The organism is Paenibacillus sp. J22P51 (genome assembly GCF_059692215.1).
Genome location: NZ_JCAUAZ010000007.1, coordinates 51,639 through 77,585, shown reverse-complemented (window position 1 = coordinate 77,585; position 25,947 = coordinate 51,639). Strand labels below are relative to the sequence as shown.

Here is a 25,947-nt window from a genome sequence, read left to right as displayed (position 1 = left end):
CATAGCCACCCCTCACTTTAATAAGCAACAGTTTCACGAATGACTTCCTGTAGTGTCGTAATACCTTGCTTCACTTTTTCGATACCGTCATCCATCAGTTGAATTAATCCAAACTTCTGCGCTGCAACCCTCATCTCTTGAATAGAAGCTTTTTCACTTATCAATTGACGAAAACCTTCGTTCATAACAAGGATTTCATGTATAGCAAAACGTCCACGATACCCTGTACGATTACAGTTGCCGCAACCTGCACCTTTGTGGAGCTTTTCAGCCCGAATACCTTTATTTTTCATAAAAATCACTTCTTGATCTGTAGGTGTGTAAGCAACCTTACACTCTGAACAGATTCTTCGGACAAGTCGTTGCGCCACGACGCCGATTAATGAAGAAGCAATCAAATATGGCTCAACACCCATATCTCGAAAACGCGTAATTGTACTAACTGAATCATTCGTATGTAAGGTCGATAAAACGAGATGACCTGTCAAGGAAGCTCGAATCGCAATCTCGGCTGTTTCCGAATCCCGTATCTCACCGACCATCACGATATTCGGGTCTTGTCTCAAAATCGACCTGAGACCTGCTGCAAAATTGAGACCAATAGTAGGATTTACATGCACCTGATTAATGCCTTGGAGCTGGTACTCGACAGGATCCTCAATGGTGATAATATTCGCATTTTCACGGTTTAAATGACTAAGCGCAGAATAAAGCGTTGTTGTCTTACCACTTCCGGTCGGGCCTGTTATAAGTAAAATGCCGAATGGCTGTTCAATCATTTCGCGAAACACACTCATATTGCGCTCACCAAAGCCCAATTGATCAATCGGCTTAACGCCTGTCGACAGGTCTAGAAGTCGAAGTACCATCTTCTCTCCATGAATTGTCGGCAAGGAGGATACCCGAATATCAACATGTTTAAAATCAACTTGCATTTTGATGCGACCATCCTGCGGCAATCTTCGTTCTGCAATGTTCAGCTTGGCCATAATTTTCAGCCTTGCCGTGATGAAACCTTGCATTTGTTTGGGAATGACTCTCTCTGTTCGGAGATGTCCATCTAACCGATATCGAATGACCACATTAGCTTCACCAGGATCCACATGAATATCGGAAACCTTCAATTGAACTGCCTGCTGAATCATTTGATTCACAAGTCGAACAATGGGCGCATCCTCATCCGTGATTTCCGTTTCTTTGATATCGTCCGTTGTAGGCATATCGGTCATCATTTGACTCATGGAATCCTGAAGACCGTAATGACGTGCAATGGCTCGTTGTAACTCATCTCTACTCGTTATGGCCGGTTCGATCCGATACCCTGTACTCATCCGCATTTCTTCAATTGCAAAATAATCTAACGGATCTGCCATCGCAACCATGAGCTTGCCGCCATCTTTATGAAGAGGGATCGCCTGATAGCGCCTAGCCATACTCTCAGGAATAATTTTAGTTATCTCCGGATCAATCTGGTATTTGAACAAATTCACATGTGGGATTCCAAGTTGGAACTCGAGGACTTCGATCAATTGCTGCTCCGTAATATATCCTTGGGTGATGAGCAAGTCACCAAGCTTTTGTTTCGTTTTTCGCTGCTCCTGAAGCGCCTCTTGGAGTTGAGCTTCCGATATAATTCCGCTCTCGACTAACAAGTCACCCAAACGTTTCCTTATCAGCGCCATACCCTTCAACTCCATCTCTGTTTGCTAAGGCATTCATGTTTAATATAGGACTATATACCTATATTTCTAACAACAAAATTCATTATACAACATTAGGATACGTTCTTGTATATATCTTCGCTCTTTTGTCACAAATTCCTTCCCGGAAAACGACAAGTATATAGGTATTTTTGTTCATGAAATCTAGAATTCCACAAAAAAATTTCAATTTTATGTGCACAAAGTGTATATTTCCTGAACGTAAAAGTAGTAAAATAGTCTCATATACAAATCCTGATTTCAGAAATAAGGAGGAGAAGTGATGTTGTTGACCACAAGAAAAAAAATAAGCATCCTATTGCTTATTACTTTGCTTACATCATTGTTCGTTCTAATTGGGGAGCCGGCAACTCAAACCGTATTTGCTACCGGGGAAAATGCAGCTTTAAAAATTCTCGAAATTAAAGATTTAAAGAAACCGAATAACGGGGATGCGTCCGCGGTTACTTCAGATCTTGCGAGCATAATCGGCTCAAATTCCAATTTCCAATTAGAAACCATAAGTATGAAGAAATTTGTCGCTCTACGTGATGAGCTAGACGGGAAATATGATGCCATTTATTTCGGCAAGAGCTTATTCAATCCGACCATCGAGACAGGCAATGAGCATAATACTCGCTACGAAGAGAACGATATCACACTGCTCAAATCGAATGAAATTAAAGATAAGTACATTTCAAAAGGACTTCCTGTTATTGTCTACAGCGACTCCTCAAAAAAACGCGGTGCTCTGTATCAGGGATATTTAGATAATGATAATAAATGGGTGAAAAAATCTGGAAATTTATACAACTTATTTAGCCCTTATGATACTTCATCTAATCAAAGTAGTGTCATATTCGTTGATGATGATGAAATCAATTCATCGAGTGCTTTTCTAACCAAAACTAAACTACTTACGAAACCAACGAATAGACCTCGAATAAGTGTAACTAGCAAGCCTATCGATTACACGTTAACTACGAATAGGGCTTCAAATTATTCTCCTGGCAGCACCCTTTCTTACACGTTTGATGTCAAAAATGTACCTAATCTTGTAGGGCGGAACTTAGTTGCGAACTTATATCTTGGGATTGATAGTGTATTAACGTTCGATGCAACCAAATTAGTTCAATCCATTTCAGTTACTTCCTTAACAAACAATACGATTAGCTTCACTCTGCCAAAAGGTTACTCGGGTCTTTATTACTGGCGCTTAGAGCTAATTGACCAAACTAGCACAGGAAAGCTTAAAGATGCTGCCTCTGGCGTGTTTCGATTTAAAGACCAAGCTCCTACCATTAACGTTCTTCAAGTTTTGCCGAACTCCCAATCAAGCGCCAAAACAAGTAGTCTACTCAAAGCCACTAATATGACTCAAAGTTATTTAAAAACAGATGATTACGCCATTAATCTCACCGTCACCGACTTTACTACATTTAACTCCACGGAATATAGCACCCTAAACAGTAAATATGACATGGTTATATTTGGGTTTAATGACTCCTATAATGGAACGGGTAATATTTCCGACACTGCTGCTGCTGCAGTCAAATCTTACATCGGGACAGGTCAAGGCGTCATGTTTACGCATGATACAGTTTATCAGGGGAATCAAACCTGGATTACGAACTTCAAAGAAATTACAGGCCAATCTGGGTCCATGACGAATATGGGACTAAGTGCACCAAATCCATCAACATCCACTGTAAAAGTAAATGAAGGTCTATTAACGGAATTCCCGTTTTTCATTAGTGAGATGACACCTCAAGTTGCTAATACGCATGACCAATATTTCAAGCTTAACTTAGAGGATCCAACCGTTATTCCTTGGTATAACATTAACGGAAGTCCCCGCGATATTGAGGACAGTTGGAACCATTACTACACATATTCCAAAGGAAACGTAACCTATTCAGGTACTGGTCATAATTTCGTAAACACTAGCATCAGCAATACTTACAATGGAAATGCATTCCCTGAATGGGAACAAAAGCTATTTGTGAACACGATGTATCGTGCTTTTATCGGGTCAAATCATAAGCCTACTTTGGACATTCTGTCCCCTGTTGCTTTCAACGAAGCTTCCAAAAACTACATATCAGCAAATAGTGATATTTCATTAAGCTTTAAACCAGATGACTTGGATCTTAATGATAAAACTGTCACTTCTTCAGTAACCTTTAAGTACAGAGATAGTCAAGGTAACAATCAGTCACGGAGTGTACTCAGTGGCTTACAGACGAAAAAAGGGGAAACCATCAATCGAACATTTGCAAATCCACTCTCTTTGAGTGGCGGCGATCTTACCATCTCAGTTTCAACGAAGGACGCCTCCGGTGCTCTTGAAACGAAAGAAGTCGCTGTTAAGGTTATTACATCTACAAGCTTAACTCCAGAGCGTACAATCTCAACCGAGAAAACCGAAGTTAATCTTCCGGTTACTGTCAATTATGTCATTAAGCCGACAGCGAAAATATACAATGCTGCAACAGACTTAAACAATTTAAAGATTAGTGGTCTTCATTTCAAGGAGGTTTTACCTCCGTACTTAGACATCGTAACTTTACCTGCTAATTTGACCAATGTAACAAAAGTTGGCTCACTTGCTACAGGTTATACAGTTGAAGGAAATATTCCAGATATTCCTTACCGAAGAGAAGGCAATAACTTTGTCGCAGACAATTCCAGCTTTACCATTGTCGTGAAACCAACAAGCAGTGGTGATTACTCACTTTCCAATGCAAACCTAATTTATAACGATTTTGCTTCAAGTAATCAAAATGTACTTTTCTCGAATAGAGTATTTAGTGCTTTCATCAAGCTGACTAGCTTAACTTTGGATAATGTCATTATTGCCAGAGGGGATACAACCAAGCTAATCCCGAAGGTGTTACCTGCAAATGCAACCTACAAAACGAATGAAGATTTCACGTGGACATCTGATGATGCTACCACAGTGACCGTAAACGCAAGCGGACAAATTAACGGATTAAAAGCAGGGACAGCACACATTACGGCAACTGCTACAGACGGTAGTGGACTCGTAGCAACCTCAAACGTATCCGTCATTCAGCCAGGTCTGAATATAACAGGTCCAACACAAGTAGCAGTCAATTCTTCAATTAACTTAACAGCAGCACTTGTAACGGTTAATGAAGAAGTAACATCGACTAGATGGAGTTCCTCTGATACGAGCATCGCGAGCTTTACTGCTGGGACAATGAATTCAATTACAGGTTCATTGCAAGGCCATCGCAAAGGCACAGTAACTGTCACAGCAACAGTGGTTACGGATAAAGGAAGAACCTACACCAAAGATTATGTCGTCACCGTGTTCATTCCAGTTTCTTCAGTTAACCTAGAGAACGCCACGATTCGTGTAGGCGAGAGTGCTCAATTATCACCCAATTATTTACCTGCTAATGCCGATTTTCCTACCTTCACTTGGGGCTCAGATCGAACCGATATCGTTTCTGTTGATGGAACTGGAAAAGTAACTGGGAAAGCAGTTGGTTCATCCCAAATTACAGTTACAACGACGGATGGTACTAATAAAAGCAGCAGTGCAACAATTACCGTCATGAAACCAACATTCTTAGTTGATGGCCCGAATACGGTAAACATCGGCGAGAAAATCACGTTAGAAGCTAAACTTACTACCGCAAATGAAGTGATTTCCAGTATCAGTTGGCTGCCAGATAATCAAGTAAATGCAAGCTTTGCGACAGATGGCGATCTGAAGCGGATCTTGACTGGTGAAAAAGCTGGAACCGTCAATGGTACTGTAAAGGTAACGACAGATAAAGGAAATGAGTATACAGCACCGTTTGCAATTACTGTAACAGCAGTGCCAATTACATCCATTTCATTAACGTCTGCCACCATTCGTGTGGGAGAAACGATGGAAATGTTATCGGATATTTTACCGAAAAATGCAAGTATTAAAGCGTTAGACTGGCGTTCTTCGAACCCAAATCTGTTTACTGTTGATCAAAACGGGAAAATACGCGGTGTGGCCGTTGGGACAGCCACCCTTACAGCAACTGCTAAGGATGGTTCCAACGTATCTGCAACAGCAGAGATTCACGTGAAGCAACCAGCATTGACGATTGATCACCCAGCTTCCATACTTCGAGTTGGGGAGTCGATGATACTTACAGGAAGATTATCAACTGTCAATGAAGAGGTAGACACAGACACTATTAAATGGGATTCACCTCAAAAAACGATACCTGGGTTTATTCGAAATACCGCTGATAGCGATCCGTATAAACGAGTAATTACAGGAATTACACCGGGAGTTGTTGAGGCTTCACTATCACTCAAGACTGATAAAGGAAATCCATATAGTGCCTCTACTTCTGTAACAGTGTTCACTTTGAATTTAGAAGACAGAAAATTAGATATTGGAGAAAGTGCTCAATTAACACCAATTATTAATCCAATTGGAACCATACCTTCTAATTTTACTTGGTCATCTAGTGATTCTACTATCGTATCTGTTGATAATAATGGCATCATCAAAGCTTTGAAATTAGGCACAACTACGATCACCATCGTATCGAAAACCGATTCATCTATATCTGCATCAGCAGTCATCACGGTGACGAAACCAGGCATACAATTTTCCACGCCGAATGGGATTCTTGGCTTAGATGGCATAACCGAGCTTTTGGTAGGTGAATCAATGGAGCTCATTGCTTCCTTCGATTCTACGAATCAAACAGTCGTCCCTGGATCGGTCAAATGGACGGTTAATGATCCAAATAAAGAGTTTGTCAAGTATAACGAAGGAAATGATAGCTATCACTATCAATTCGAAGGGGTTAAAGCCGGGATTGTAACTGGAAGTGTAACGCTCATAGCCGAACACAATGACTCGCATGTACGTACACCGTATCCAGCGAATTTTACGATTAACCTAACAAACCCTGTCAAAAGTGTTTCAATAACGGGAGCACTCGAGACTATCAAAGTAGGTGATTCCGTCAACTTGAAAGCCATCATTACACGTCCAGATGCGGTACATAGTGGCTTCGAATGGTCCATTAAAAAGGGTAATAATACAAACGCAACAGACCTTGCAGAATGGACCACTATCGCACCAAATGAAGTGAAACTAACCGGTAAGCAAGAAGGCAAAGTCATTGTTAAGGTGCAGGTTGGTGATAAAACTGATACGAAAACTATCGAAATAAAAGAAGTTCTTACGAGTATTTTACTACCAGATGGTCCAATAACATTGTTCGTGGATAGCGCGACTGAAAATTCGAAAGACCTTTGGACACCATTAAAAATCGTCCCTAGCCAACTTAAAGATCGTGCATTCACGATGCTAGACTGGGCTATAATTGGAACTCCAGGGATCATTTCAATTGAAAATGGCGTTGTAAAAGCTGAACATGTAGGTACTGCCACAGTAAAGGTATCCGATAAGTCCAATCCTTCTCTCTCGGATTCCGTTCAAATCATTGTCGAGGAGCGGAAGAAATTCCAAAATAAATACTAAACTGAAAAAGCTGCCGATTACTCGGCAGCCTTTTTTCATTCCTCTTATTGATCAGACATTTTCTTCTTCCCTCGAATTAATTGAACCGACTTAATACGCGGCAATGCGGCAGATTGATGATCAAAAATTTCATTATTATACGAAATAATGAATCTGGCACGCGTGCCAAGGATCGAAGGTTGATTTTCTTCACCGACGATGTCCCCGTTATAGACCTGTGCAAATCCCCTTAACGCGTTAATCGTAAGATCATGTTTGGCGAAGAAACCACCTTTAATCCAGAAAATCGATCCTACCCCATACAATTCAGCCGTAGAATCGGTATAGAAGAAAGCATCCAATCGTTGAATAACAGCACTGTGATCTTGAACTAAACCAAAGGCTTTGCTAAATTGGTTCTCATCAATATTTTTAAACTTTCCATCACCATTCGTATTAACTCTCGTTATTAATATGCTCCCTTTGCTCATCAATACAAGTTCTCGATCGTCTAAGCCCGTTATAGAAGCATCCTCTATCACCGTTTCACCTAATGCAAAGATGGTAGCATCCATTTTCACGTTGCCCGTAATATGGACATCCCCAGTTACTAGGATATTTGCCCTTACTTGAATCGGTATTGTTAACGTATTGGTTATGTTCAAATCACCATCGATGATGAACCAATTGCTTTTACTATAACCGTCTGAATCGGGATCCGTTCTTAAATTTTTCCCATGACCTTCGGTGTTGTCAAATAATAATTGCGAATAATCCAGATTATTCAAATTAAAATCACCACGATGCAGAACCGAACCGTCTAATTCTCCGGATTCTACCAATAACTTATATGCAGCTAAGGCTTGGTCATAAGTCTCAGCCTCTTCATTCGTTTCAGGTTGTAGTGGGCTGATAGCAAACAAGTTCTTGGATCCAATTAAATAATCCATGACATCACTCATTTGATGCTTGTACCTGGATTCAATCGCAGTCCACTGGACACTCCCGCCACCAATTGCTTCGGTTAGCTTATCAATAAACGATTCGTCCATATTGATTCCGATAAAATCTTTATTGCTTTTGATTTGTTGGATACTGGTTTGACCTAGTATGTTACTTGCTTTTTTGGCATTGCCATCTCCACTAACCTCTTGAATTGATTTATAGCTTGTACATTTGGGAGTATCACAGTATTTGATGTCCGATAACGATTGCACATAGGCAGTTCCTACAAGGTCCGGGAACTTGGTTGGCTCGTGTTTCTTCGTTTCACTTTCATAAAAATATTCAGCTTCGTTTTTAATCAACAGCTGTTTACCGGCGTAGAGCCCTCCACCATTGTTGTCTTCTCCAAGAAAATAAGGTGAACCGTTTATGATTAAATTACCATCTTCTGAGCCTGCAGCGTATTTCAGAACATCCGGATACCCATTCACAACCAAAGACTGCTCTAATTTACGTGTAACCCCCTGAATTGAAGCTGTGACTTGTACCGTTATCGTTGGATGAGCCAAATCTTTCTCCAGTTTGGCTTCCGTCTTAACGATGGATTGACCTTCCCCGTATTGCTGATCGTACTCGGTGCTAATGTCATTCGATTTATTCACCACAAGCATCACAGCTTCCAATTGATTCTCAAGAAGTTCCAAATTAATTGACTTTTGGCCCGCCAACATCCCTTGGATGATGGCAACAGCCTCATTTAAGGCCTTTTCAGCCAAATGAACACTCTGTACATCTTTCTGCTTTGTTTGAGTCCGAACAGCCCCACCAATACTAGCACTAATCAATGCCATTCCAAGCAATGTAAATATGATAATAATAAAAAGCACAAGCAGCAGTGCAGCGCCACGCTCATCCTTTAATCGCTTGAACACAATCGCACTCCCCCATTAAAAACCGAATCTGCTTTTTAAATTCAAAGTATGCGCGATCCCTTTCGCATCTTTCTGCATGAGATGTAAATCTACTACGATAAGTCCGCTATGGCACTGCTTAATGGATCCGCACTCAAGTTGAATGGTCGAGCCCTTGAGGTCGGACGCAATGTCGAGTGCTTTTAACGTTGACGGCGCTTTCTTCGGATCGCCATATCGAAACTGATTTTTGGCACCCGACTGTACGGGATCAAAGTATATTTCACTGTACGAGGTTGCGGAATCAATTACATCTTTCCGGGTGAGTATAATGCCATTCACACCTTCTTCACTTTCAATCGTCGTCGGGCCAACCGTGTACAATTCCGTCATAATTGTTGACATTACAATGTCTGCCTCATCCCGCAATTCATTCTCTACCTTTACTTTATTGTAAGACGTATAGCCGAACGTAATCACGCCATAAATGGTTCCCATCACTAAAGAAAGAATGGTCAGTGCAGCGATTAACTCAATTAACGATAAGCCCTCATCCTGTTTTAACAATCTATTAACGAATCGATTCATCCAAAATATACCCCTCTACGTTAGCTTGATTGCGAGAGCTATTATCCGATGTATGCTTATCTTTTACGGTGACAGAAATCGGAATCAAATAATTGAATTTCACTGTATTCGTTGCTTTCGAAGCATCAGTCAACTCACTTTGATACTTCACCGTTACCTCATACTGCTTCCCGTTCACTTCCGGATTAAACACATCCCAAAGCCCAATCATTTTTTCTAGAACTGGTTCCTCTGAGCTGCATTTGAGCGGTCCCGACACTATATTACATTGGGAGAGTTGAAGATCAATAACCGCATTTGTCTCAAAATAAGTCTTCATATCATTAAACGGCTGCTTCTCCAAATAAAACAATGCATTTCTCGCCAAATTGATCATCACGGTCTTATTCTGATTGCCTTTATTATAGGACATGGCCTGTATGAAGAAAGCCATCATAGCCATCGAAACCACTGACAAAATAACCGTCGCCGCTAGCACTTCGATTAGCGTAAAGCCTTCATCACGCGGTTCTCTTCTATTCATCCAATCCCGCTCCTATTTTACATATTCTCAACTTACAAATACCTATGTACCTAGGACTATTGTACCATATATTCGATTCCGACTACGGATTCCCCTTCTATTAAAATGACAATTTGGGATCAATTCGTATGTACGGTCAAATGCAAAAAGCCTCACTCCACAATGGAGTGAGACTTTACAAGTTAGTTTACACAAACGGAGGGTCCCATGCTTTTTTGTCCATCCCGATACGATCACTTACCACTTTCATATCACGATCAAGGTGGACATCAACCCCGAAGGAGAACTTCCGATTGTGCCAGAAGCGCATATCGCGCCATTGTACTTCATAACCGCCATTCTTCTCTTTCCAAGACACATAAATGTGCTGAGCAAAGTACAGAAAAGCACGTACACCTTCGGTTCCCATGGATGCTTTCACAATCGGATGAGAAGCCTCGCGATTGTAATCTTTGCGACTGTACTGCTCTAAGACAAGAACCTGATGATTTCGAATCTCGCCCAAATAGTAGCTCGTGTCACTTTCAAAAACAAACTGCCAATAGGACCACTTCAAGCTAGGCACAAGTCGACAATCCCCGGAGGCTTGCTTTAACTCGTTACGAATAAGTTTTATAAGAGCCTTACGCTTGGAAGATTGAAACACAATATATAAGAGCGTAGCTGCAAATATAAGCGCGAACATCTCCCCGATATGACTCCCTGACTCTCCTCGCCAAACGACAAACCAGAGGATTCCTCCTGCTGCATGAAGCACAAACAAGAAAGGATCATAGAGACATAGTGTATCCAAATGCACCCATTTTTTCGTAAAAGGCCGTAAACATTGAACACCATATACATTCAGAGCATCAAGCCCCACATGGCAGACAACAGCAAGAAACGTCCATAGGAATAGGCTTAGGAAGTGACCCCAAACTCCAAATACCGCCGCAAGCGGTAAATTTATTATTAGCGGCCATATAAGCAGAGCCGGTAAAGAATGCGTCACTCCGCGATGAATTCGGATATAACTAGCATAGCCTCGTAATCGAGCAACGGTATCTAAATCTGGCGCATAAGATCCTGCTAATGTTCCCACGAGAATAGCTTGTGCAAGAGCAGGCTCTTGCACAACCGATGGTTCCAAACACGCTAGCCCTGCGAGGCTTACTCCAAACAATAAGTGGCTTGCTGAATCCATATATCGTTCCCCCGTTCTTATGTTATTACATGCTGCTGAACGTTCTCCCAACGTTCATGAACGTTAAACCAATAAAACCAAGAAGCAGGCTGTTCGCGAATAACTCGTTCAATGAAATGATTAAGCATAAGATTCGTATCTGCTCTAGTAGTACGCGAAGTTCGCTCCAACTGTGCATTTAGGCTAATTGGAGTTCCAACAATAAGCCGATGTTTGAAATTTCGCTTCCTATACCCATAGAAAGGTACAATTGGCACCTGCTGTTCATGCGCTAGCATTGCTGCACCTTCTGGTGTGCGAGTAACTCTTCCGAATAATTGCGATAACGGAAATGAAGACCGCCAGAAATCACCTAACAGAAAGACGACCCCTCCAGATTGAATATGATTTTTCAAGGTCCGGTACAGCTCGATTGGCGGAACACTGTCGTAATCTAACCCTTTACAACCTAAGGCAGCAAATTTCATATATAGCGGCAGCAGCTCAGGGCTTCCCGCGGAAGCAACGGTAAGACAATCAAAACGTTTGGTTAAGAACCAATAATAACTGAAAAAGTTACCCACATGCGGCGTGTAAATGATAAACCCTTTCCCTTTTGCCAATTGCTTCGCAGCTTGTAAATGTTCTTCACCCTGCAGCTCGAAATTGCGCTCATTCAATCGATTCGATAAGAAAAAAATTTCATACAGCGAGAAAACCACATTCCTCACATAACGCCGCCTCAGTGACCTTATTTTGCGTCTCGACATAGGGGCTAAGAGATCGGCCAAATTATGTTCCACGCGTTCCAGAAACCCATTACGTGAAACCACACACCATACAGCTGCTAACATGCCACATAATAACGACATCATCCACAATGGGAAAATGGGTAGGATTCGCTCCAAACGACTTTCTTTTCCTTCACCTGAAGTTAGCTTAGCTATCCATTCATACAAGGCAAGAACACCTCATTTCACTCCGTATCAAGAAAATGACGTTTGTACCGCCGCGCCACTTTATCCTTTTGTAATATAATGAAAAAATCCACAGTCCCAAAAAGCTCATCATAGGCAGGGTCCCCGCCAATTTCAGCCCCTAACCACTGATAGCCTTTCATCAAAGGAGGCAGCTTGCGAAACATTTCTTTCTCGTTACCAGCGAGTTCAATATGAGCGAGCCCTGAAATTCGATGTGTATCCAGCGGCATTATCCCATAACGGTCAGTCAACACCTGTTTCTGCCTCAGCATCGAATACATCTCGTTTAAATCCTCTATATTTGAAAAATGAACACTGGCACATCCGATTAAATGTGTGAAATTACGCCCGTTGATATAATCAGCAATCCCTTCCCACAGCATTTGAATCGCCCTACCCCCACGATAAGCAGGTACAATGCAGCTGCGTCCCAACTCCAAGGATTGTTGTTTCAATTCCGAAATAGCGCTTAAATCAAATTCTGTCTCCGAATAGAAGCCAATTCCCTCGCATGCGCGGTCCCCAGGAAGAAGTCGATATGTCCCGATGACCTGATCCGTTTCGAGATCTTTGACAATAAGATGATCACAATACGAATCATACACATCGGTTTCAATTCTTTGTTCATTCATCAAGCGTAAATTTTTCTCTTCTTCTACGAAAATCTGGTATCGCAGTTGCATCGCTTGCTCAATTTCTTCAGCACGATTTGCAAGCTTCATCATCAGCTTTGCAGGTTGTGGCGCCGTTAATAGAGGTACTCCATTCATTCTTCCTCACGCCCTTCAACTAGAGTTTACAATTCTAGATTAACAGAGCTTTATTTTCTGCTGATTTGCGTGTTGTGAAGAATTTGTAATCATCGTGACATTCGTCTTGAAAATGAAAAAAAAGAACACAATCGCCTACTGGCGAAATGCGTTCTTCGGACTCGTTAATTCATAAATTTCAAATAAATTAATAACCTTTTCAACATGACTGCTGCTTGCGCTCGCGTTGCAAAGGCATTGGGATTAAGCTGTGTCTCTGTAACTCCTTGAATCAACCCTTTTTGCAGGGTAAAGGCCATCGCATCTCTTGCCCAGTTATCGATCGCATGCTGATCGCTAAATGACTTAAGAATCGAATCCTGTGCATAGCTCTCTTGCTGGCTTCCTGTGATTTGAATCGTTCGTTTGATCATAGCAGCCATCTGTTCGCGCGTTACCTGCTGAGAAGGTCGGAAGGTCCCATCCTCATATCCATCGATTAAGCCCGCTTTAGCCGCTGTGTTAACCATTTGCGCATACCAGTCTATAGCGTGGATATCCCTAAACCCTGAGGTTCCCGTATCAGAGTCGCTTACTCGGATGCCTAGGGCACGAATCAGTAATGTAGCAAACTCAGCACGTGAGATTTCCTTCTCTGGCGCAAAGTTCTGATCATCAACCCCAGTGATGATGCTTTTGGACGCAAGTTTCTCTACATCCTCTTTCGCCCAGTGCGTTCCCATATCTTCAAAATGCCTATCCTTCTGGATGATGGTGTATATTCCGCCATACTGATCTTTTATCACCATTTTCCAACTATTATCCCCACCTTTAAGTAGGGAAGGTACAAAGGATATTTTCCCTGAATCTACATCTAATCGAACAGCAGTCACATTGGGTGAGTACGAAGTGCCTGGAAGAGCAATGGCTCTCTCCACATGCATGTTTTCGTAATAACGAATCGTATTGCCACTTGCTTGGATTTCGAACTCTAGTGGGTTTGTGAGCAGCAGGTTTGCGTGTTCAGAGACCGCTATCCCCGTTAAAGTTTCCGCAAGCTGACCAGCTTCATGCCGAATTTTCACAGCAAATAGTCCATTCGTTTCTTCAGCTTCACCTACATGATTTTTGAAAAGAAGCCATGGGATTGTAACCTGAATCGCCGCCAAATCTAGTTGGAGACTTCCGTTCGTCCCTATTCCTTGCAGTTCGTTTAACAAGCTAGCTGAGAATTCAACCACTGTCGTATCATTGTCATCCTGAATTTGCATGGACAATAAGGAAGCCGAACCATTATTTAAAGCGGTGAAAGCCTCCCGTAACTCACTCTCATCGATACGGATTCTTGAAAGCACACTGCCGTCTGGTGCGGCTTCGCGTACCCGATCACTCGTTAGAAGGAGTGTGGAAGAACCTGATAGTTTCAAGCCTCCAGTGATCGTGTAAGTAGCTGTTGGTCCATTAGAAGACCAATTGTTCGCTAAATCTCCCGCTTCAATTTTAAACCTCATATTCGTGCCCGTCGTTAATTCCGATAACTCCGTAGAGAGCTCACTTCCGCTCACAGTCGTAATGAGTTCCGAATCCTTATATACCCGATAGGAAGTGACCCCAACATTATCCGTTGCTGCCGACCAAGTTAGCGTTATAGAAGTACCTGAAACCGGTGTTATAGTTACACTTGAACCATAATTCCAATTTGGAGCTAAGATATCTTTGAGCGCTACTGTGACATACACAGTTGTAGAGATACCATTATACGTCGCAGTGATGATTGCACTCCCTGCACGCAAGGCTGTGATATAACCACTACTGCTAATGGAGACAACGGATGAATTTGAACTTACGAAAGTCGTACTCGAAGTTACATCGGATGCATTATTTTGACTATCATAAGCATGAATAATGAGATAATGTGTTGCGTTTACGTCCAACAATAATGAGCTTTCATCTGGTTCGATCCGACTTACTGGAATTGTCACTTGTACACTCGCTGATGCCGTGAAGCTGCCATAATTAGCTGTGATCGTTGATACGCCCGCTGATATCCCTGTCACCATACCACTTGCGTTGACACTAGCCACCGCAGGATTTGAGCTCACATAGGTCAAGCTTGTCAGAGTTTGGGTAGTGCTGTCATTCTTATACGCAATCACAGCGGGAGTCCGGGTGGCACCAATTGGGAGCGTATACGAATAGCTATCAAATGCTATACGATTGACATTCACCAAAGTTGGAGACACGATTATGTCAACTGTTGTCGTTTGGCCATTGAAGTTTACCGTCAACGTTGTTGTCCCAGAAGCAACTCCTGTGATAACACCATTCGCATTTACTGTTGCTATAGCGGTATTTGCGATTCTAAAGGTGGCGCCAGTTTGGATACTATTGGTGTGCCCATTTGCGTAAACCCCTGTCAAATAACTAGCTATAGTTTCGCCTGGTTGTACACGATAACTTTCCTCATTCAAATAAATACGAGTTAGCGTCTGTGGGTTGTTCGAGCCGTTATCTGTTCCATAAATTTGAAATTCTGCGACACTTGCGTATCCGCCTGAAGCTGCACTTGTCGTCGTCAGTCGGAAATATCGTGCAGTGACATTCCCTTCATCCACATAACGCGGTTCTCCCCTCAGCGTATTCGTTGTACGATCCGTAAAGGTATACCAGGTAAGACCATCGACAGAAAAATCAATTTTGTACCCATATACATCTTGCTGATTTGTGTAGGTCGTCTCAAACCGCTGCACGTTGCGCAGCTGACCGAGATCTACCACCAGCCATTGTGGCAATGAAGTACTGCTTGGTGCCCAACTGGATAATAATTGACCATCCACCGCTTTATCAGAGCCCCAGCTGCCGGAAAAACTACTAAACGCAGCCGTTGTCTTATTTTGTGAGAGCAGGGCAAGAGGTTCATTCGTTGAATAGACTCGAAAATCATAAACACTGGCTAGATCCCCAGGTGACCCAACGCCCAGCACTTGTAATCGGACGAATCTTGCGAGAACATCACCGCTATCCGAATAAAAAGGAAAGTTAATCGTTGAATTCGCGGAACGATCCGCAAAAATGCTCCAGTTGATACCATCAATAGAGGATTCTATCTTGTACGCATAGGAACTATTCACATGTTCAAACACCGCTTCAACTCGAGCAACATGCACATTCTGCGAAAGGTCTACCGTTAACCATTGCGGAAGTTGTAAAGTGCTTGCTGCCCATTTCGTATAGATGAATCCGTCCACCGCTTGACTTGCACTATATGTAGCTCCTGTAACAGATGATGCCACTACAGATTTACCTTGAGAAACCGGTATTTCAGAGGCATATGTATCCTTCGATATACATAAAATCCCAAATATAGCACAAATAAAAATAAAAAAGGAGATATGGTATACAGTCGCTCTGTAAACCGAATACGTCATGTCCACCCCCATTTATAAAGCGTTTACATTTATTTTATCAGAAGCCCTAGCATTCCGTATAGGGCTTCTGATATAAATTCCCAACTATTCTGAATCTTTGTAAGACTTCCTGATTTCCTTAATCATTATGAAAAAGATCGAGGATATAAAGGTAGAAAGCAGCACTTCACCAAGTGTAATTTCCATACTTTCACCTCGATTTTCGTTGGTTTTGTTTAGTGTATGAGGTGAACGCAGGAAATTGACGTTGAAATGTAAAAATAAGCTTCTCTCGCTAAGTAACTAGCGAAAGAAGCTTATTTCATTTACACTTTACGCGGTACTTCAAAGCTCCAGAAATCCCTCGCCAAGTGACTGTTGGCGTGAATTTGCTGCGCCTCGTGAAGCAGCAAATTCACGCTCTCACCCTGATACCGGGAGCTTAGATGCGTCATGATCAAGGCATTTGCACCTGCCTCCTGCGCAGTCCTTGCCGCATCGGTTGAAGTCGCGTGATCAAACGCATACGCAAGCTCCTGCTTATCCATCGCGAATGTCGCTTCGTGCACGAGAACATCAGCACCACGGCCTAACTTTTTGGCCCCCTCACAATAGCGTGTGTCACCTAGAATGACAACCACTCGCCCAGGAACGGGAGCGCCTAAGAAATCTTGCCCATGAATGATCCGGCCGTCCTCGAGCTGAACGGATTGACCTTGCTTTAATTGACCATAGATTGGACCCGCAGGTATACCAAGTTCCTTGAGCTTTTCATTCAACAGCTTCCCAGGTTGATCCTTCTCCACGATTCGGAAACCAAAACATTCAATGCGATGCTCTAAGCGAGCTGTTTCCACAAGAAAGCTTTCATCTTCGAAAATAATCCCCTCTTCATCAAGCTCAACAAGGTGTAGTGTATAGCTTAGATGAGCTCCGCTGACTTCTAAAGCTGTATCAACAAATTGCTTGAGTCCACGCGGACCATACAAAGTTAATGGAGTATCCCCTCCCAAATAGGAGCGACTGGTCAACAAACCAGGTAGTCCATACAGATGATCACCATGTAAATGTGTGACGAAAATTTTCTCCGTACGCCCTAACTTCACTGGCGAGTTCAAAATCTGCTGCTGTGTTCCTTCACCGCAATCAACCAGCCAGTAGGTTCCCCGTTCGTCTAATAAATTCAGGGCAATTGAAGTTACATTACGCTGTTTGGAGGGCATGCCAGCCCCCGTTCCCAAAAAGTACAAGTCCACAAGCCTAACTCCATTCTATCTCAATATCACATCGGCAAAACGGAAAGCGAGGATGCCGCGGAACATGATTGTTCACCCTGGCTGCCTCGCTCTCACATGCTTATCCTACGTTAAAATAACGTGCTTCTTTATGTGCAAAAACAATTGCAGATACGGAGGCTTCCGGCTCCATCATGAATGACTCTGTCAATTCAACGCCGATATCCTCTGGCTTCAGCAAATTAAACAGCTTCGCTTGATCATCAAGATTTGGACATGCCGGGTAGCCGAACGAGAAGCGTTGTCCGATATATTTGGCCCCAAATCTTTCTTGCATCGTCATGTCCACACGATCCGCAATGCCAATGACATCACGCATGATGTGATGCACGCGCTCCGCAAAGCCTTCAGCGACTTCCAGTGCTGTCGCTTGCAGCGCATGGGATTTCAAATAATCCCCTTTATCACGCCATTCCTTTGCCAATTCATTTATGTCATGGCCTGCTGTCACGAGTAAGAAACCAACATAATCCATTTCGCCGCTTTCGACGGATTTCAAATAATCGGCTAAACAGAGGTACGGCTCTTTGTCTTGACGAGGGAACGTGAACGTTTCGAGCACTTTGCTAGTATCCGAAGGATCATAAACGATCACATCATTCCCGTTTGATTGCGCTGGGAAGAAGCGATACATGCCGTGAGCTTTAATAATGCCGTTATGCTGCGCTGCATGGAGGATCGAGTCGACCGTATCCTTCAGCTGAATCGCTTTGGTATCTTTATCGCTGAGCAGCTGCTCCACTTTACCCTTCAACCCAAGGTGATGCCCTAGCAGCATCTGCATGTTCACATAAGGCATCAAATGACTAATCGGATAGTCACGTAAGATATGTCGATCAGTATCCTGAGGCACCTGAACTGGCAGATCCTTGGAAACAGCGGAAGAACTCACTCGCGTTAGCTGAGGCAGTTTCTCTTCTTTTCTGCCTGTATCCATGACATCAGATTCCAGGCTTTCACGAAGCTCTTGGATCAACCGTTTGCGTTGCTCTGGATCACTCAGACGATTGGCAATATCAAGTCCATCCATGGCATCCTTCGCATAAAGAACAACGCCTTCATACTCTGGCTGAATCCGCGTTTTGGTGAATTTGCGCGTAAGTGCTGCACCACCAACGAGAATCGGTACATCCACGCCCGCTGTGCGTAAATCCTGCGCCGTAATAACCATCTGCTGGGCTGACTTTACTAGCAACCCTGACAACCCGATCGCATCCGCTTGCTCTCTGCGGTAAGCTTCAATAATTTGTTCTGGCGGTACCTTAATCCCTAGATTGATAATCTTGTACCCGTTATTGGAAAGGATGATTTCCACGAGATTTTTACCAATATCGTGAACGTCCCCTTTGACCGTTGCCAAAATAATTTTACCCTTCACCGCAGTCTCGGATTTCTCCATGAACGGCTCCAAATAATTAACGGATGCTTTCATCACCTCAGCGCTTTGAAGCACCTCAGCAACGATGAGTTCGTTGTTATTGAACAGACGACCAACTTCCTCCATCCCCTTCATGAGCGGTCCATTAATAACTTCTAACGGGGAATAGGTTTGAAGAGCAATCTCCAAGTCCGGAATTAATCCTTCCTTCGTGCCTTCAACAACATAAGAGCCTAGTCTCTCTTCCAGAGATAGATTCGAGATCTTCTCCTTCTTTTCCACCTTTTTCTCACGGAAATGGGCAACGAAATTCGCCAAGGTCTCATCATTCGTATTATAAATGAGCTCCTCTGCTAGCTGACGCTCTGTATCAGGAATCGACGCATACCGTTCTAGTTTCTCCGTATTTACGATCGCATAATCAAGTCCTGCCTTCGTACAGTGGTACAAGTAAACAGAGTTCAGAACCTCGCGACCCGCATCCGGTAAGCCGAATGAGATGTTACTTAGTCCGAGAATTGTTTTTGCGAGCGGATACTTCTCTTTAATCAGCTTAATCCCTTCAATTGTTTCCACAGCGGAACCAATGTATTGAGGATCTCCTGAGCCGACAGGGAACATATTCGGGTCAAAAATAATATCCTCTGGATTCATGCCGTACTTCCCAGTTAGAAGCTCATACGAACGAGTTGCCACTTCAATCTTCGCTTGACGCGAAACCGCTTGGCCACTCTCATCAATTAGAATACATACGACCGATGCCCCGTAGCGGTGAATCAGAGGTAAAATCCCTTCGAATTTCGTCTCTCCATCTTCTAAGTTAATCGAGTTAATGATCGCTTTACCTTGTGAATACTTGAGTCCAAGCTCGATAATATGATCATAGGTCGAGTCAATCATTAAAGGTACTTTTACCTTTTTCACAACCTCTTGCATGAATTCCTCTACCGCATAGGCTTCATCAATATCCGTATCCTGTAGATTAATGTCGATCACATGAGCGCCGTTCTTCACTTGATTACGAGCGATTTCAGAGCCCTCTTCAAACTTACCTTCTTTAATTAGACGCTTAAACTTTCTGGATCCGGAAATATTCGTCCGTTCACCAACCATGATAGGACGGTTTTCAGGCTCGATATAAACGGTCTCAATACCAGAAATCGCAGGTGGATGAGTGCCGTATTCCGTTCTTGGTTGATAATTCGCAAGTGTCTCTGCTATTGCCCGAATGTGATCTGGTGTCGTTCCGCAGCAGCCTCCGGCAATATTGATCCAGCCTTGCTCAGCAAATCCAGCCATTTTTTTCGCCAAGGATTCCGGAGATTCGTGATAGTGACCATTCTCATCCGGCAAGCCTGCATTTGGATAACAACTGATCGCTGTATCCGCAATACCTGAAAGCGTACGAATGTGATCACGCATAAATTCGGGTCCCGTCGCACAGTTCAAGCCCATCGAGATCGGCTTCAAATGCTCCAGGGAAATATAGAAGGATTCAATATTTTGCCCGGCCAGCGTTGTGCCCATTGGCTCAATCGTACCGGAAATCATAATTGGAAGCTCTACGCCTAACGTTTCAAAAGCTCTGCGAATCCCAATACTGCCTGCTTTCACATTCAGTGTATCTTGGGAAGTCTCAAGCAGCATCGCGTCTACGCCCGCTTCTACAAGGGCAAGTGCCTGCTGATAGTAGCTTTCTTCCAATTGCTCAAACGTCACGCCACCTGTCACCGACAAGGTTTTGGTCGTTGGTCCCATGGCGCCCACTACATACCGAGGCCATTCTGGCGTCGAATATTTCTCAGCAGCAGCAATCGCCAATTTTGCAGCAGCGATGTTTAACTCCCGATGACGGTCTTGTAAGTCGTACTCCGCCAAAACAACACTCGTCGTTCCGAACGTATTCGTTTCTATCATATCAGCGCCAGCGGCGAAATAAGCTTCATGAATTTTTTGAATCACATCTGGGCGTGTAACACATAGGATTTCATTACATCCATCCAGGTCATCACTACCGAAATCCTCAGCTGTCAAATTCTCTTGCTGAATCATCGTACCCATGGCACCATCTAGGATCATAATCTTCTTCTTAAGCTGTTCTTGAATCGGTGGTTTCTTCATGGCAAGACTCCCTTTCAACTTTTCCTAAACCGAAATGATAAAAACTTCTATCGAAGTCATTCGTGGATGAGCGACCGCGTTATAAAGGTTGTTTTTATCGCCAATAAGAATTTGTTTTTCCGAGAGCCGGAAACTTCTTAATTCTTATGTGGAAGAAAAAAAACGACAAATTATGTTAAGATTTAGTGTAACAGAATACGGCTTCTATGAAAAGATTTTGAATTATGATTAATTCCTATAGGTTTTATCGGAAAAACTTATATCCTTCCATCGACAGTGAGCTTGATATCCTCTATAATATGGTTATATTTATTTATGAAAGAGGGATGTTACGTGGCACAAATTAGAATTCGCAATACCAATGAACGTATCGAAGGCGAAGCTGAAGTTAAAGCCTTCTTGGATAGTCAAGAAGTTGTCTATGAGCACTGGGACGCTAACAAGCTACCTGTAGCGCTTCGCGAGAAATTTATCCTTAGTGATGATGAGAAAGCAGAAATCATTTCCACTTATGAAGCTGAAATTAAAGATCTAGCTGCTAGACGCGGTTACGAAATTTGGGACGTTATCTCCCTTTCTGATGTAACTCCAAATATTGAAGAACTTCTCAAAAAGTTCGAACAAGTGCACACGCACACCGAAGATGAAATCCGGGCTATCGTTTCTGGTAAAGGGATTTTCATTATCAAATCCGAAGAACATGGCTATTTCGATGTTGAACTTGAGCCAGGTGACGTGATCTCCGTTCCTGAGAACACGAATCACTTCTTCACCTTGATGGATAATCGTGAAATCGTTGCTGTTCGCCTTTTCATCGAAAAAGATGGCTGGGTTGCTTACAATGTTGATGATCCACAATTTAATAAAGCCTAATTTCATTTCCGCAAAAAATAGCCCAGCAGCACTTCAAGACCATTAAGTCTTGCATAGCTGCTGGGCTTTCTTCATGACCTTTAGACTTAACCGTTTGAAATAATCGGCAAAATTTCTTGCAGACGGGATACTTCATACGCAGGTACGATCTCATCGCCGCTTTGGAGTCCGTGATGATTAATCCAAATGTTACGCATACCAATGCTTCCCGACCCCAGAATATCCGTCGTTAGCTTGTCCCCAATCATAATGCCTTCCTCTGCTTCGATCTCAAGTAACCCTAGTGCATAATTGAAAATAGCTGCAGCTGGTTTCCCTTGTCCAAATTCACCTGAAATAATAATGTGATCAAAGTATGGAGCAATCGCAGGAACACCTGCTAATTTCTCTTTTTGCAGATCTGGCGAACCGTTTGTTAATAGAAGAAGCTTGTAATTGCCTTTCAAAGCATCCAATACACGGAAGGTTTCTTCATAAACATAAGGACGACTGCGGCGTTCAGCTGCAAACAATTCACCTAGCTTGTACCCAAGCTCACGATCTTCAATTCCAAGAGCAGCAAGCCCTCTCGTCCAAGATTCTGTGCGATAGCCAGGTGCAAGCTTCTCTAATTTACGGAAGTTTTCATCTTCACCCTGTGTGAAATTAGCCCATAGACCTTCGAACGGGTTGATCCCGATCATTTTGGTAAATGGGAATGTTTCAAAGGATTCATATAAGCTTCTCGCTTCTTTACGAACAGATGCTTCTAATTCCTCTGGGTTTACACGAACATGCTTCGCCGCTTCGGCACAGGTTGCAGCAAAAGCCTCCTCCACACTGCGATCATCCCATAACAGCGTATCATCCAAATCAAACAGCACAGCTTTCAACGTCATCATTCATTTCCCCTTTGAATGTAGTATCTATGTGTAAGCTTATTTCTCTTCGTCAGTAAACTTAATGGAATCTAGTTGGACCTTAAGATTACCTCTAAACGCATTTATATAGATCTTTCTTAGTTCGTTACGTTCCTCTAACTCTGCGTCTGTAAGGCCAACCGTCTTCGCCTTTCGAGCTAGTTCATTGATACGTTCAATCGTCTTATCCATGCTGTCACTCATTGTAATCCTCCCAGTCAAAATTTTAATATGAGTACTACTTTGCCATCACCGATTGGGATTGTCAAGGATACAACGCAAAGAGACATAGCAACAGGCGACTATGTCTCGTACATTCATCTATATAATTAACTTAGAATTCGTTCATTAAGGAAGTAATAGAACTTGCCCTTCTTGCAAAGAACTGCTCGACAAATGATTGAATGATTTCAATTTCTCGACATAAGAACGAGTGTTCTCACTCTTCTTTTTGTGAGCGTCTGCGATTTCCCATAGCGTGTCCCCGCTTTGGATGACAATTTTCTCGTGCTCGGTAGCTTTCACCGATGGTTGAACAGAAGCGATTGATGTAGCCACTGTAACGGTCCCATCACCTGCATAGGCTTGTACAATCGCACCAAACGAAAACACAGTGCCAAGAATAGCTGCGATCAACAAGAAACGAAGTAGTAGTTTCGCATAACCCCGTTTATTCGTCATCCCTCTGGATGTGTGAGCAGTACCTTGAAGTGTTGTTGTTGTGTTCGATTGTGAATAAGCCATATACATAAAAATCATCCCCCAAACATTTGTTCTGATATTAGAATAACACGAACACATGTTTGAGTCAACCGTTTCTCGAACTTATGTTTGTACGAACTCGGGTTCTATGTTATACTTTGGGTAATGATTCCCAGTATTGGAGTGATAACTTATGAGTAAAATTTCGCAGCGTCAACAAGCAATAATGGAATTCATTAAGAACGAAGTGAAAGATAAGGGCTACCCGCCTTCTGTTAGAGAAATCGGCGAAGCTGTTGGACTAGCTTCGAGTTCAACCGTACATGGGCATTTGGAGCGTCTTGAGAAAAAAGGCATGATTCGTCGAGATCCTACTAAACCACGTGCAATCGAAATTCTTGGACTAGATGGTGCCGAATCCCAATTCGCAGTCTCCGTCGCTCGTGTTCCCCTCGTTGGTAAAGTAACGGCTGGTGTTCCTATTACAGCCACTGAGAATATCGAAGACTATTTCCCACTCCCTTCAAGCATGGTTGGCGATAACAACGTGTTCATGCTAAGTATTATGGGTGACAGTATGATTGAAGCTGGAATTCACAATGGCGACTATGTCATTGTCAAACAACAGCAAACAGCGAATAACGGCGATATCGTTGTCGCGATGACCGAAGATGATGAAGCTACTGTCAAGCGTTTCTACAAGGAGAAGGATCATATTCGCCTTCAACCGGAGAACTCCGCGCTTCAACCAATTCTATTGAAGAACGTGACGATCCTTGGACGCGTAATCGGCTTGTTCCGGGATATGTAAGCCCAAGGATACCAAAAAAGCAAGGCCCTCAAAGTGATCACACACTTGAGAGCCTTGCTTTTTTTCATTATTTTAAAACGACAACACCCAGTTCCCCGCACGGAAGATCGGTTCGATCGTACCATCCGCTAATTCCCCATCGATCTCAAGCTCGGCAGACCCAATCATAAAGTCCACATGTATTAAAGAGGTATTCCCTCCGCGAGCCTTCAATTCCGCATTGGAAAGCTTGGTACCATCCTTCAAATTAATTGGATAGCAGCTACCCAATGCCAAGTGACAGGAAGCATTCTCATCAATGCCCGTATTGTAGAAAATACGATTTAAATTGGAAATCGGAGAATCAAACGGTACAAGTGCAACCTCACCCAAGTAGCGCGCCCCTTCATCCATATCCAATAAGCGTGCCAAATGGTCGTGCCCAACCTCAGCCTTGAAGTCCACTACCTTACCCGCTTCGAAAGTAAATGTAAACCGATCCACCAACGCGCCATTAATATTCAAAGGCATCGTACTCGCCACCGTACCACTAACACCCGTTCGGTTTGGTATGGTAAATACTTCTTCCGTCGGCATATTAGCCACATATCGGATGCCTCGTGCGTTCTCATTATCCCCACCTAGCCAAATATGTCCTTCTGGCAGCTCAACACGCAAATCCGTACCAGTAGCCCGGTACCTCAGAGCTTTATAGCTTTTTTCATTCATCAAGCTATGTGTAGCCTTCAACCTATCCAAGTGTGACTGCCAAGCCGCAATAGGATCCTCTTCATACACACGATTGATTTTGAAAATCGCATCCCACATCGCAGGAATTCGCTGCTCATCTGGCAGATCCGCATACACAATAGAAGCCCAAGCTTCTGTAGGAGCTTTGATTAAACACCAGCTAAACTCACCTGTTCGCACATAGTGCTGATACTTGGCTCTAGCAGTCGAAGCAGCTTTGGATGCTCTAGAAATCAGACTTGCGTCAATACCATCATAAAGATTCGGATTCGGCACCTTAATGTTCAATAAGGCTCCACCATTCTCAACAAAACGTTCGAGCATCGTTGTATACCACTCAGGGTAGTAGTCCATCGAATCATCTTGCGCATAATCGAATTTATTACGAGTAACGACATCATCCTGCCAATGCACATGGACAAATTTCGCGCCAGCCTCATATGCTTTCTGAACGATCAGTCTCGTTAAATCAAGTGTTTCTATGGGAGCTTCAATCAACAAATCTTGGCCTTTATTCAAGTTAACCCCGATTCGAATCACTAACTCTGCGTACTTTTCTAAATTTCGCTTGAAATTGTCCATAGTTCAATTAGTCTCCTTCGCGTTAAAAAACCCATCAATTCTCCAATTTGAGATAGACGGGCTTTACGTATCTAGTTGTCAAATAAAACCCATTTATATGA

General features: G+C 42.9%; 17 protein-coding genes. 3 read left to right on the top strand and 14 right to left on the bottom strand.

Features of this window, described 5'->3' with window-relative positions; translation table 11 throughout:
* Nucleotides 1–17: 17 nt before the first annotated feature.
* Nucleotides 18–1,682 carry a GspE/PulE family protein gene (locus AC58QC_RS16520; RefSeq protein ID WP_497416221.1) on the bottom strand — a complete coding sequence of 555 codons (1,665 nt, stop codon included), beginning with the start codon at nt 1,680–1,682 and terminating at the stop codon, nt 18–20.
* A gap of 301 nt (nt 1,683–1,983) precedes the next feature.
* Here AC58QC_RS16520 and AC58QC_RS16515 point away from each other — a divergent pair, with 301 nt between their 5' ends.
* Nucleotides 1,984–7,212 (top strand): DUF5057 domain-containing protein, encoded by a 5,229-nt coding sequence (locus AC58QC_RS16515; RefSeq protein WP_497416220.1) that lies wholly within the window; start codon nt 1,984–1,986, stop codon nt 7,210–7,212.
* 44 nt (nt 7,213–7,256) lie between these two features.
* On the opposite strand, the gene AC58QC_RS16510 is transcribed toward AC58QC_RS16515, so the two are convergent.
* From AC58QC_RS16510 to metH, 9 genes are all read right to left on the bottom strand, one after another.
* A complete protein-coding gene (locus tag AC58QC_RS16510) occupies nt 7,257–9,068 on the bottom strand; it encodes a hypothetical protein (RefSeq protein WP_497416219.1) in 1,812 nt (603 codons plus the stop codon).
* Between the two features lie 15 nt (nt 9,069–9,083).
* On the bottom strand, nt 9,084–9,635 hold the full coding sequence (locus AC58QC_RS16505; protein ID WP_497416218.1) for a PilW family protein: 552 nt from the start codon (nt 9,633–9,635) through the stop codon (nt 9,084–9,086).
* Complete coding sequence (locus tag AC58QC_RS16500) at nt 9,619–10,158, bottom strand: PulJ/GspJ family protein (protein ID WP_497416217.1); 540 nt, start codon at nt 10,156–10,158, stop codon at nt 9,619–9,621. The genes AC58QC_RS16505 and AC58QC_RS16500 overlap by 17 nt, the downstream gene beginning before the upstream one ends.
* A gap of 187 nt (nt 10,159–10,345) precedes the next feature.
* Nucleotides 10,346–11,341 (bottom strand): metal-dependent hydrolase, encoded by a 996-nt coding sequence (locus AC58QC_RS16495; protein ID WP_497416216.1) that lies wholly within the window; start codon nt 11,339–11,341, stop codon nt 10,346–10,348.
* A 17-nt stretch (nt 11,342–11,358) separates the two neighbouring features.
* A complete protein-coding gene (locus tag AC58QC_RS16490) occupies nt 11,359–12,279 on the bottom strand; it encodes a lysophospholipid acyltransferase family protein (RefSeq protein WP_497416215.1) in 921 nt (306 codons plus the stop codon).
* Between the two features lie 17 nt (nt 12,280–12,296).
* Nucleotides 12,297–13,070: a GNAT family N-acetyltransferase gene (locus AC58QC_RS16485; RefSeq protein ID WP_497416214.1), complete on the bottom strand. Its 774-nt coding sequence runs from the start codon at nt 13,068–13,070 to the stop codon at nt 12,297–12,299.
* A gap of 164 nt (nt 13,071–13,234) precedes the next feature.
* A complete protein-coding gene (locus AC58QC_RS16480; RefSeq protein WP_497416213.1) occupies nt 13,235–16,342 on the bottom strand; it encodes an S-layer homology domain-containing protein in 3,108 nt (1,035 codons plus the stop codon).
* A gap of 440 nt (nt 16,343–16,782) precedes the next feature.
* Nucleotides 16,783–17,712, bottom strand: a complete 930-nt coding sequence (gene rnz, locus AC58QC_RS16475; protein WP_497416212.1) for a ribonuclease Z — start codon at nt 17,710–17,712, stop codon at nt 16,783–16,785.
* 100 nt (nt 17,713–17,812) lie between these two features.
* On the bottom strand, nt 17,813–21,250 hold the full coding sequence (gene metH, locus AC58QC_RS16470) for a methionine synthase (protein WP_497416211.1): 3,438 nt from the start codon (nt 21,248–21,250) through the stop codon (nt 17,813–17,815).
* Nucleotides 21,251–21,583: 333 nt separating this feature from the next.
* Here metH and AC58QC_RS16465 point away from each other — a divergent pair, with 333 nt between their 5' ends.
* Nucleotides 21,584–22,123: a 1,2-dihydroxy-3-keto-5-methylthiopentene dioxygenase gene (locus AC58QC_RS16465; RefSeq protein ID WP_497416210.1), complete on the top strand. Its 540-nt coding sequence runs from the start codon at nt 21,584–21,586 to the stop codon at nt 22,121–22,123.
* Between the two features lie 86 nt (nt 22,124–22,209).
* Here the strand turns inward: AC58QC_RS16465 and AC58QC_RS16460 are convergent, their stop codons facing one another.
* The 3 genes from AC58QC_RS16460 to AC58QC_RS16450 all read right to left on the bottom strand — a co-directional run bounded on the left by AC58QC_RS16460 (nt 22,210) and on the right by AC58QC_RS16450 (nt 23,772).
* A complete protein-coding gene (locus AC58QC_RS16460; RefSeq protein ID WP_497416435.1) occupies nt 22,210–23,001 on the bottom strand; it encodes an HAD family hydrolase in 792 nt (263 codons plus the stop codon).
* A 39-nt stretch (nt 23,002–23,040) separates the two neighbouring features.
* The gene (locus AC58QC_RS16455) at nt 23,041–23,226 is read right to left on the bottom strand and encodes a DUF896 domain-containing protein (RefSeq protein WP_497416209.1); all 186 of its coding nucleotides are present in this window, start codon (nt 23,224–23,226) and stop codon (nt 23,041–23,043) included.
* Nucleotides 23,227–23,370: 144 nt separating this feature from the next.
* Entirely contained in the window at nt 23,371–23,772 is a 402-nt protein-coding gene (locus AC58QC_RS16450) for a LysM peptidoglycan-binding domain-containing protein (RefSeq protein ID WP_497416208.1), read from the bottom strand.
* A gap of 145 nt (nt 23,773–23,917) precedes the next feature.
* Here AC58QC_RS16450 and lexA point away from each other — a divergent pair, with 145 nt between their 5' ends.
* Nucleotides 23,918–24,535: a transcriptional repressor LexA gene (gene lexA / locus AC58QC_RS16445; protein WP_056620907.1), complete on the top strand. Its 618-nt coding sequence runs from the start codon at nt 23,918–23,920 to the stop codon at nt 24,533–24,535.
* Between the two features lie 72 nt (nt 24,536–24,607).
* Here the strand turns inward: lexA and AC58QC_RS16440 are convergent, their stop codons facing one another.
* Nucleotides 24,608–25,846: an aminopeptidase gene (locus AC58QC_RS16440; protein WP_497416207.1), complete on the bottom strand. Its 1,239-nt coding sequence runs from the start codon at nt 25,844–25,846 to the stop codon at nt 24,608–24,610.
* Nucleotides 25,847–25,947 lie beyond the last annotated feature (101 nt).

Bases quoted from the DNA above. Each gene is read 5' to 3' on its own strand.
- AC58QC_RS16520 (WP_497416221.1), bottom strand. From the start codon at position 1,682: ATGGCGCTGATAAGGAAACGTTTGGGTGACTTGTTAGTCGAGAGCGGA.
- AC58QC_RS16515 (WP_497416220.1), top strand. From the start codon at position 1,984: ATGTTGTTGACCACAAGAAAAAAAATAAGCATCCTATTGCTTATTACT.
- AC58QC_RS16505 (WP_497416218.1), bottom strand. From the start codon at position 9,635: ATGAATCGATTCGTTAATAGATTGTTAAAACAGGATGAGGGCTTATCG.
- AC58QC_RS16500 (WP_497416217.1), bottom strand. From the start codon at position 10,158: ATGAATAGAAGAGAACCGCGTGATGAAGGCTTTACGCTAATCGAAGTG.
- AC58QC_RS16495 (WP_497416216.1), bottom strand. From the start codon at position 11,341: ATGGATTCAGCAAGCCACTTATTGTTTGGAGTAAGCCTCGCAGGGCTA.
- AC58QC_RS16485 (WP_497416214.1), bottom strand. From the start codon at position 13,070: ATGAATGGAGTACCTCTATTAACGGCGCCACAACCTGCAAAGCTGATG.
- metH (WP_497416211.1), bottom strand. From the start codon at position 21,250: ATGAAGAAACCACCGATTCAAGAACAGCTTAAGAAGAAGATTATGATC.
- AC58QC_RS16460 (WP_497416435.1), bottom strand. From the start codon at position 23,001: ATGACGTTGAAAGCTGTGCTGTTTGATTTGGATGATACGCTGTTATGG.
- AC58QC_RS16455 (WP_497416209.1), bottom strand. From the start codon at position 23,226: ATGAGTGACAGCATGGATAAGACGATTGAACGTATCAATGAACTAGCT.
- AC58QC_RS16450 (WP_497416208.1), bottom strand. From the start codon at position 23,772: ATGTATATGGCTTATTCACAATCGAACACAACAACAACACTTCAAGGT.
- lexA (WP_056620907.1), top strand. From the start codon at position 23,918: ATGAGTAAAATTTCGCAGCGTCAACAAGCAATAATGGAATTCATTAAG.
- AC58QC_RS16440 (WP_497416207.1), bottom strand. From the start codon at position 25,846: ATGGACAATTTCAAGCGAAATTTAGAAAAGTACGCAGAGTTAGTGATT.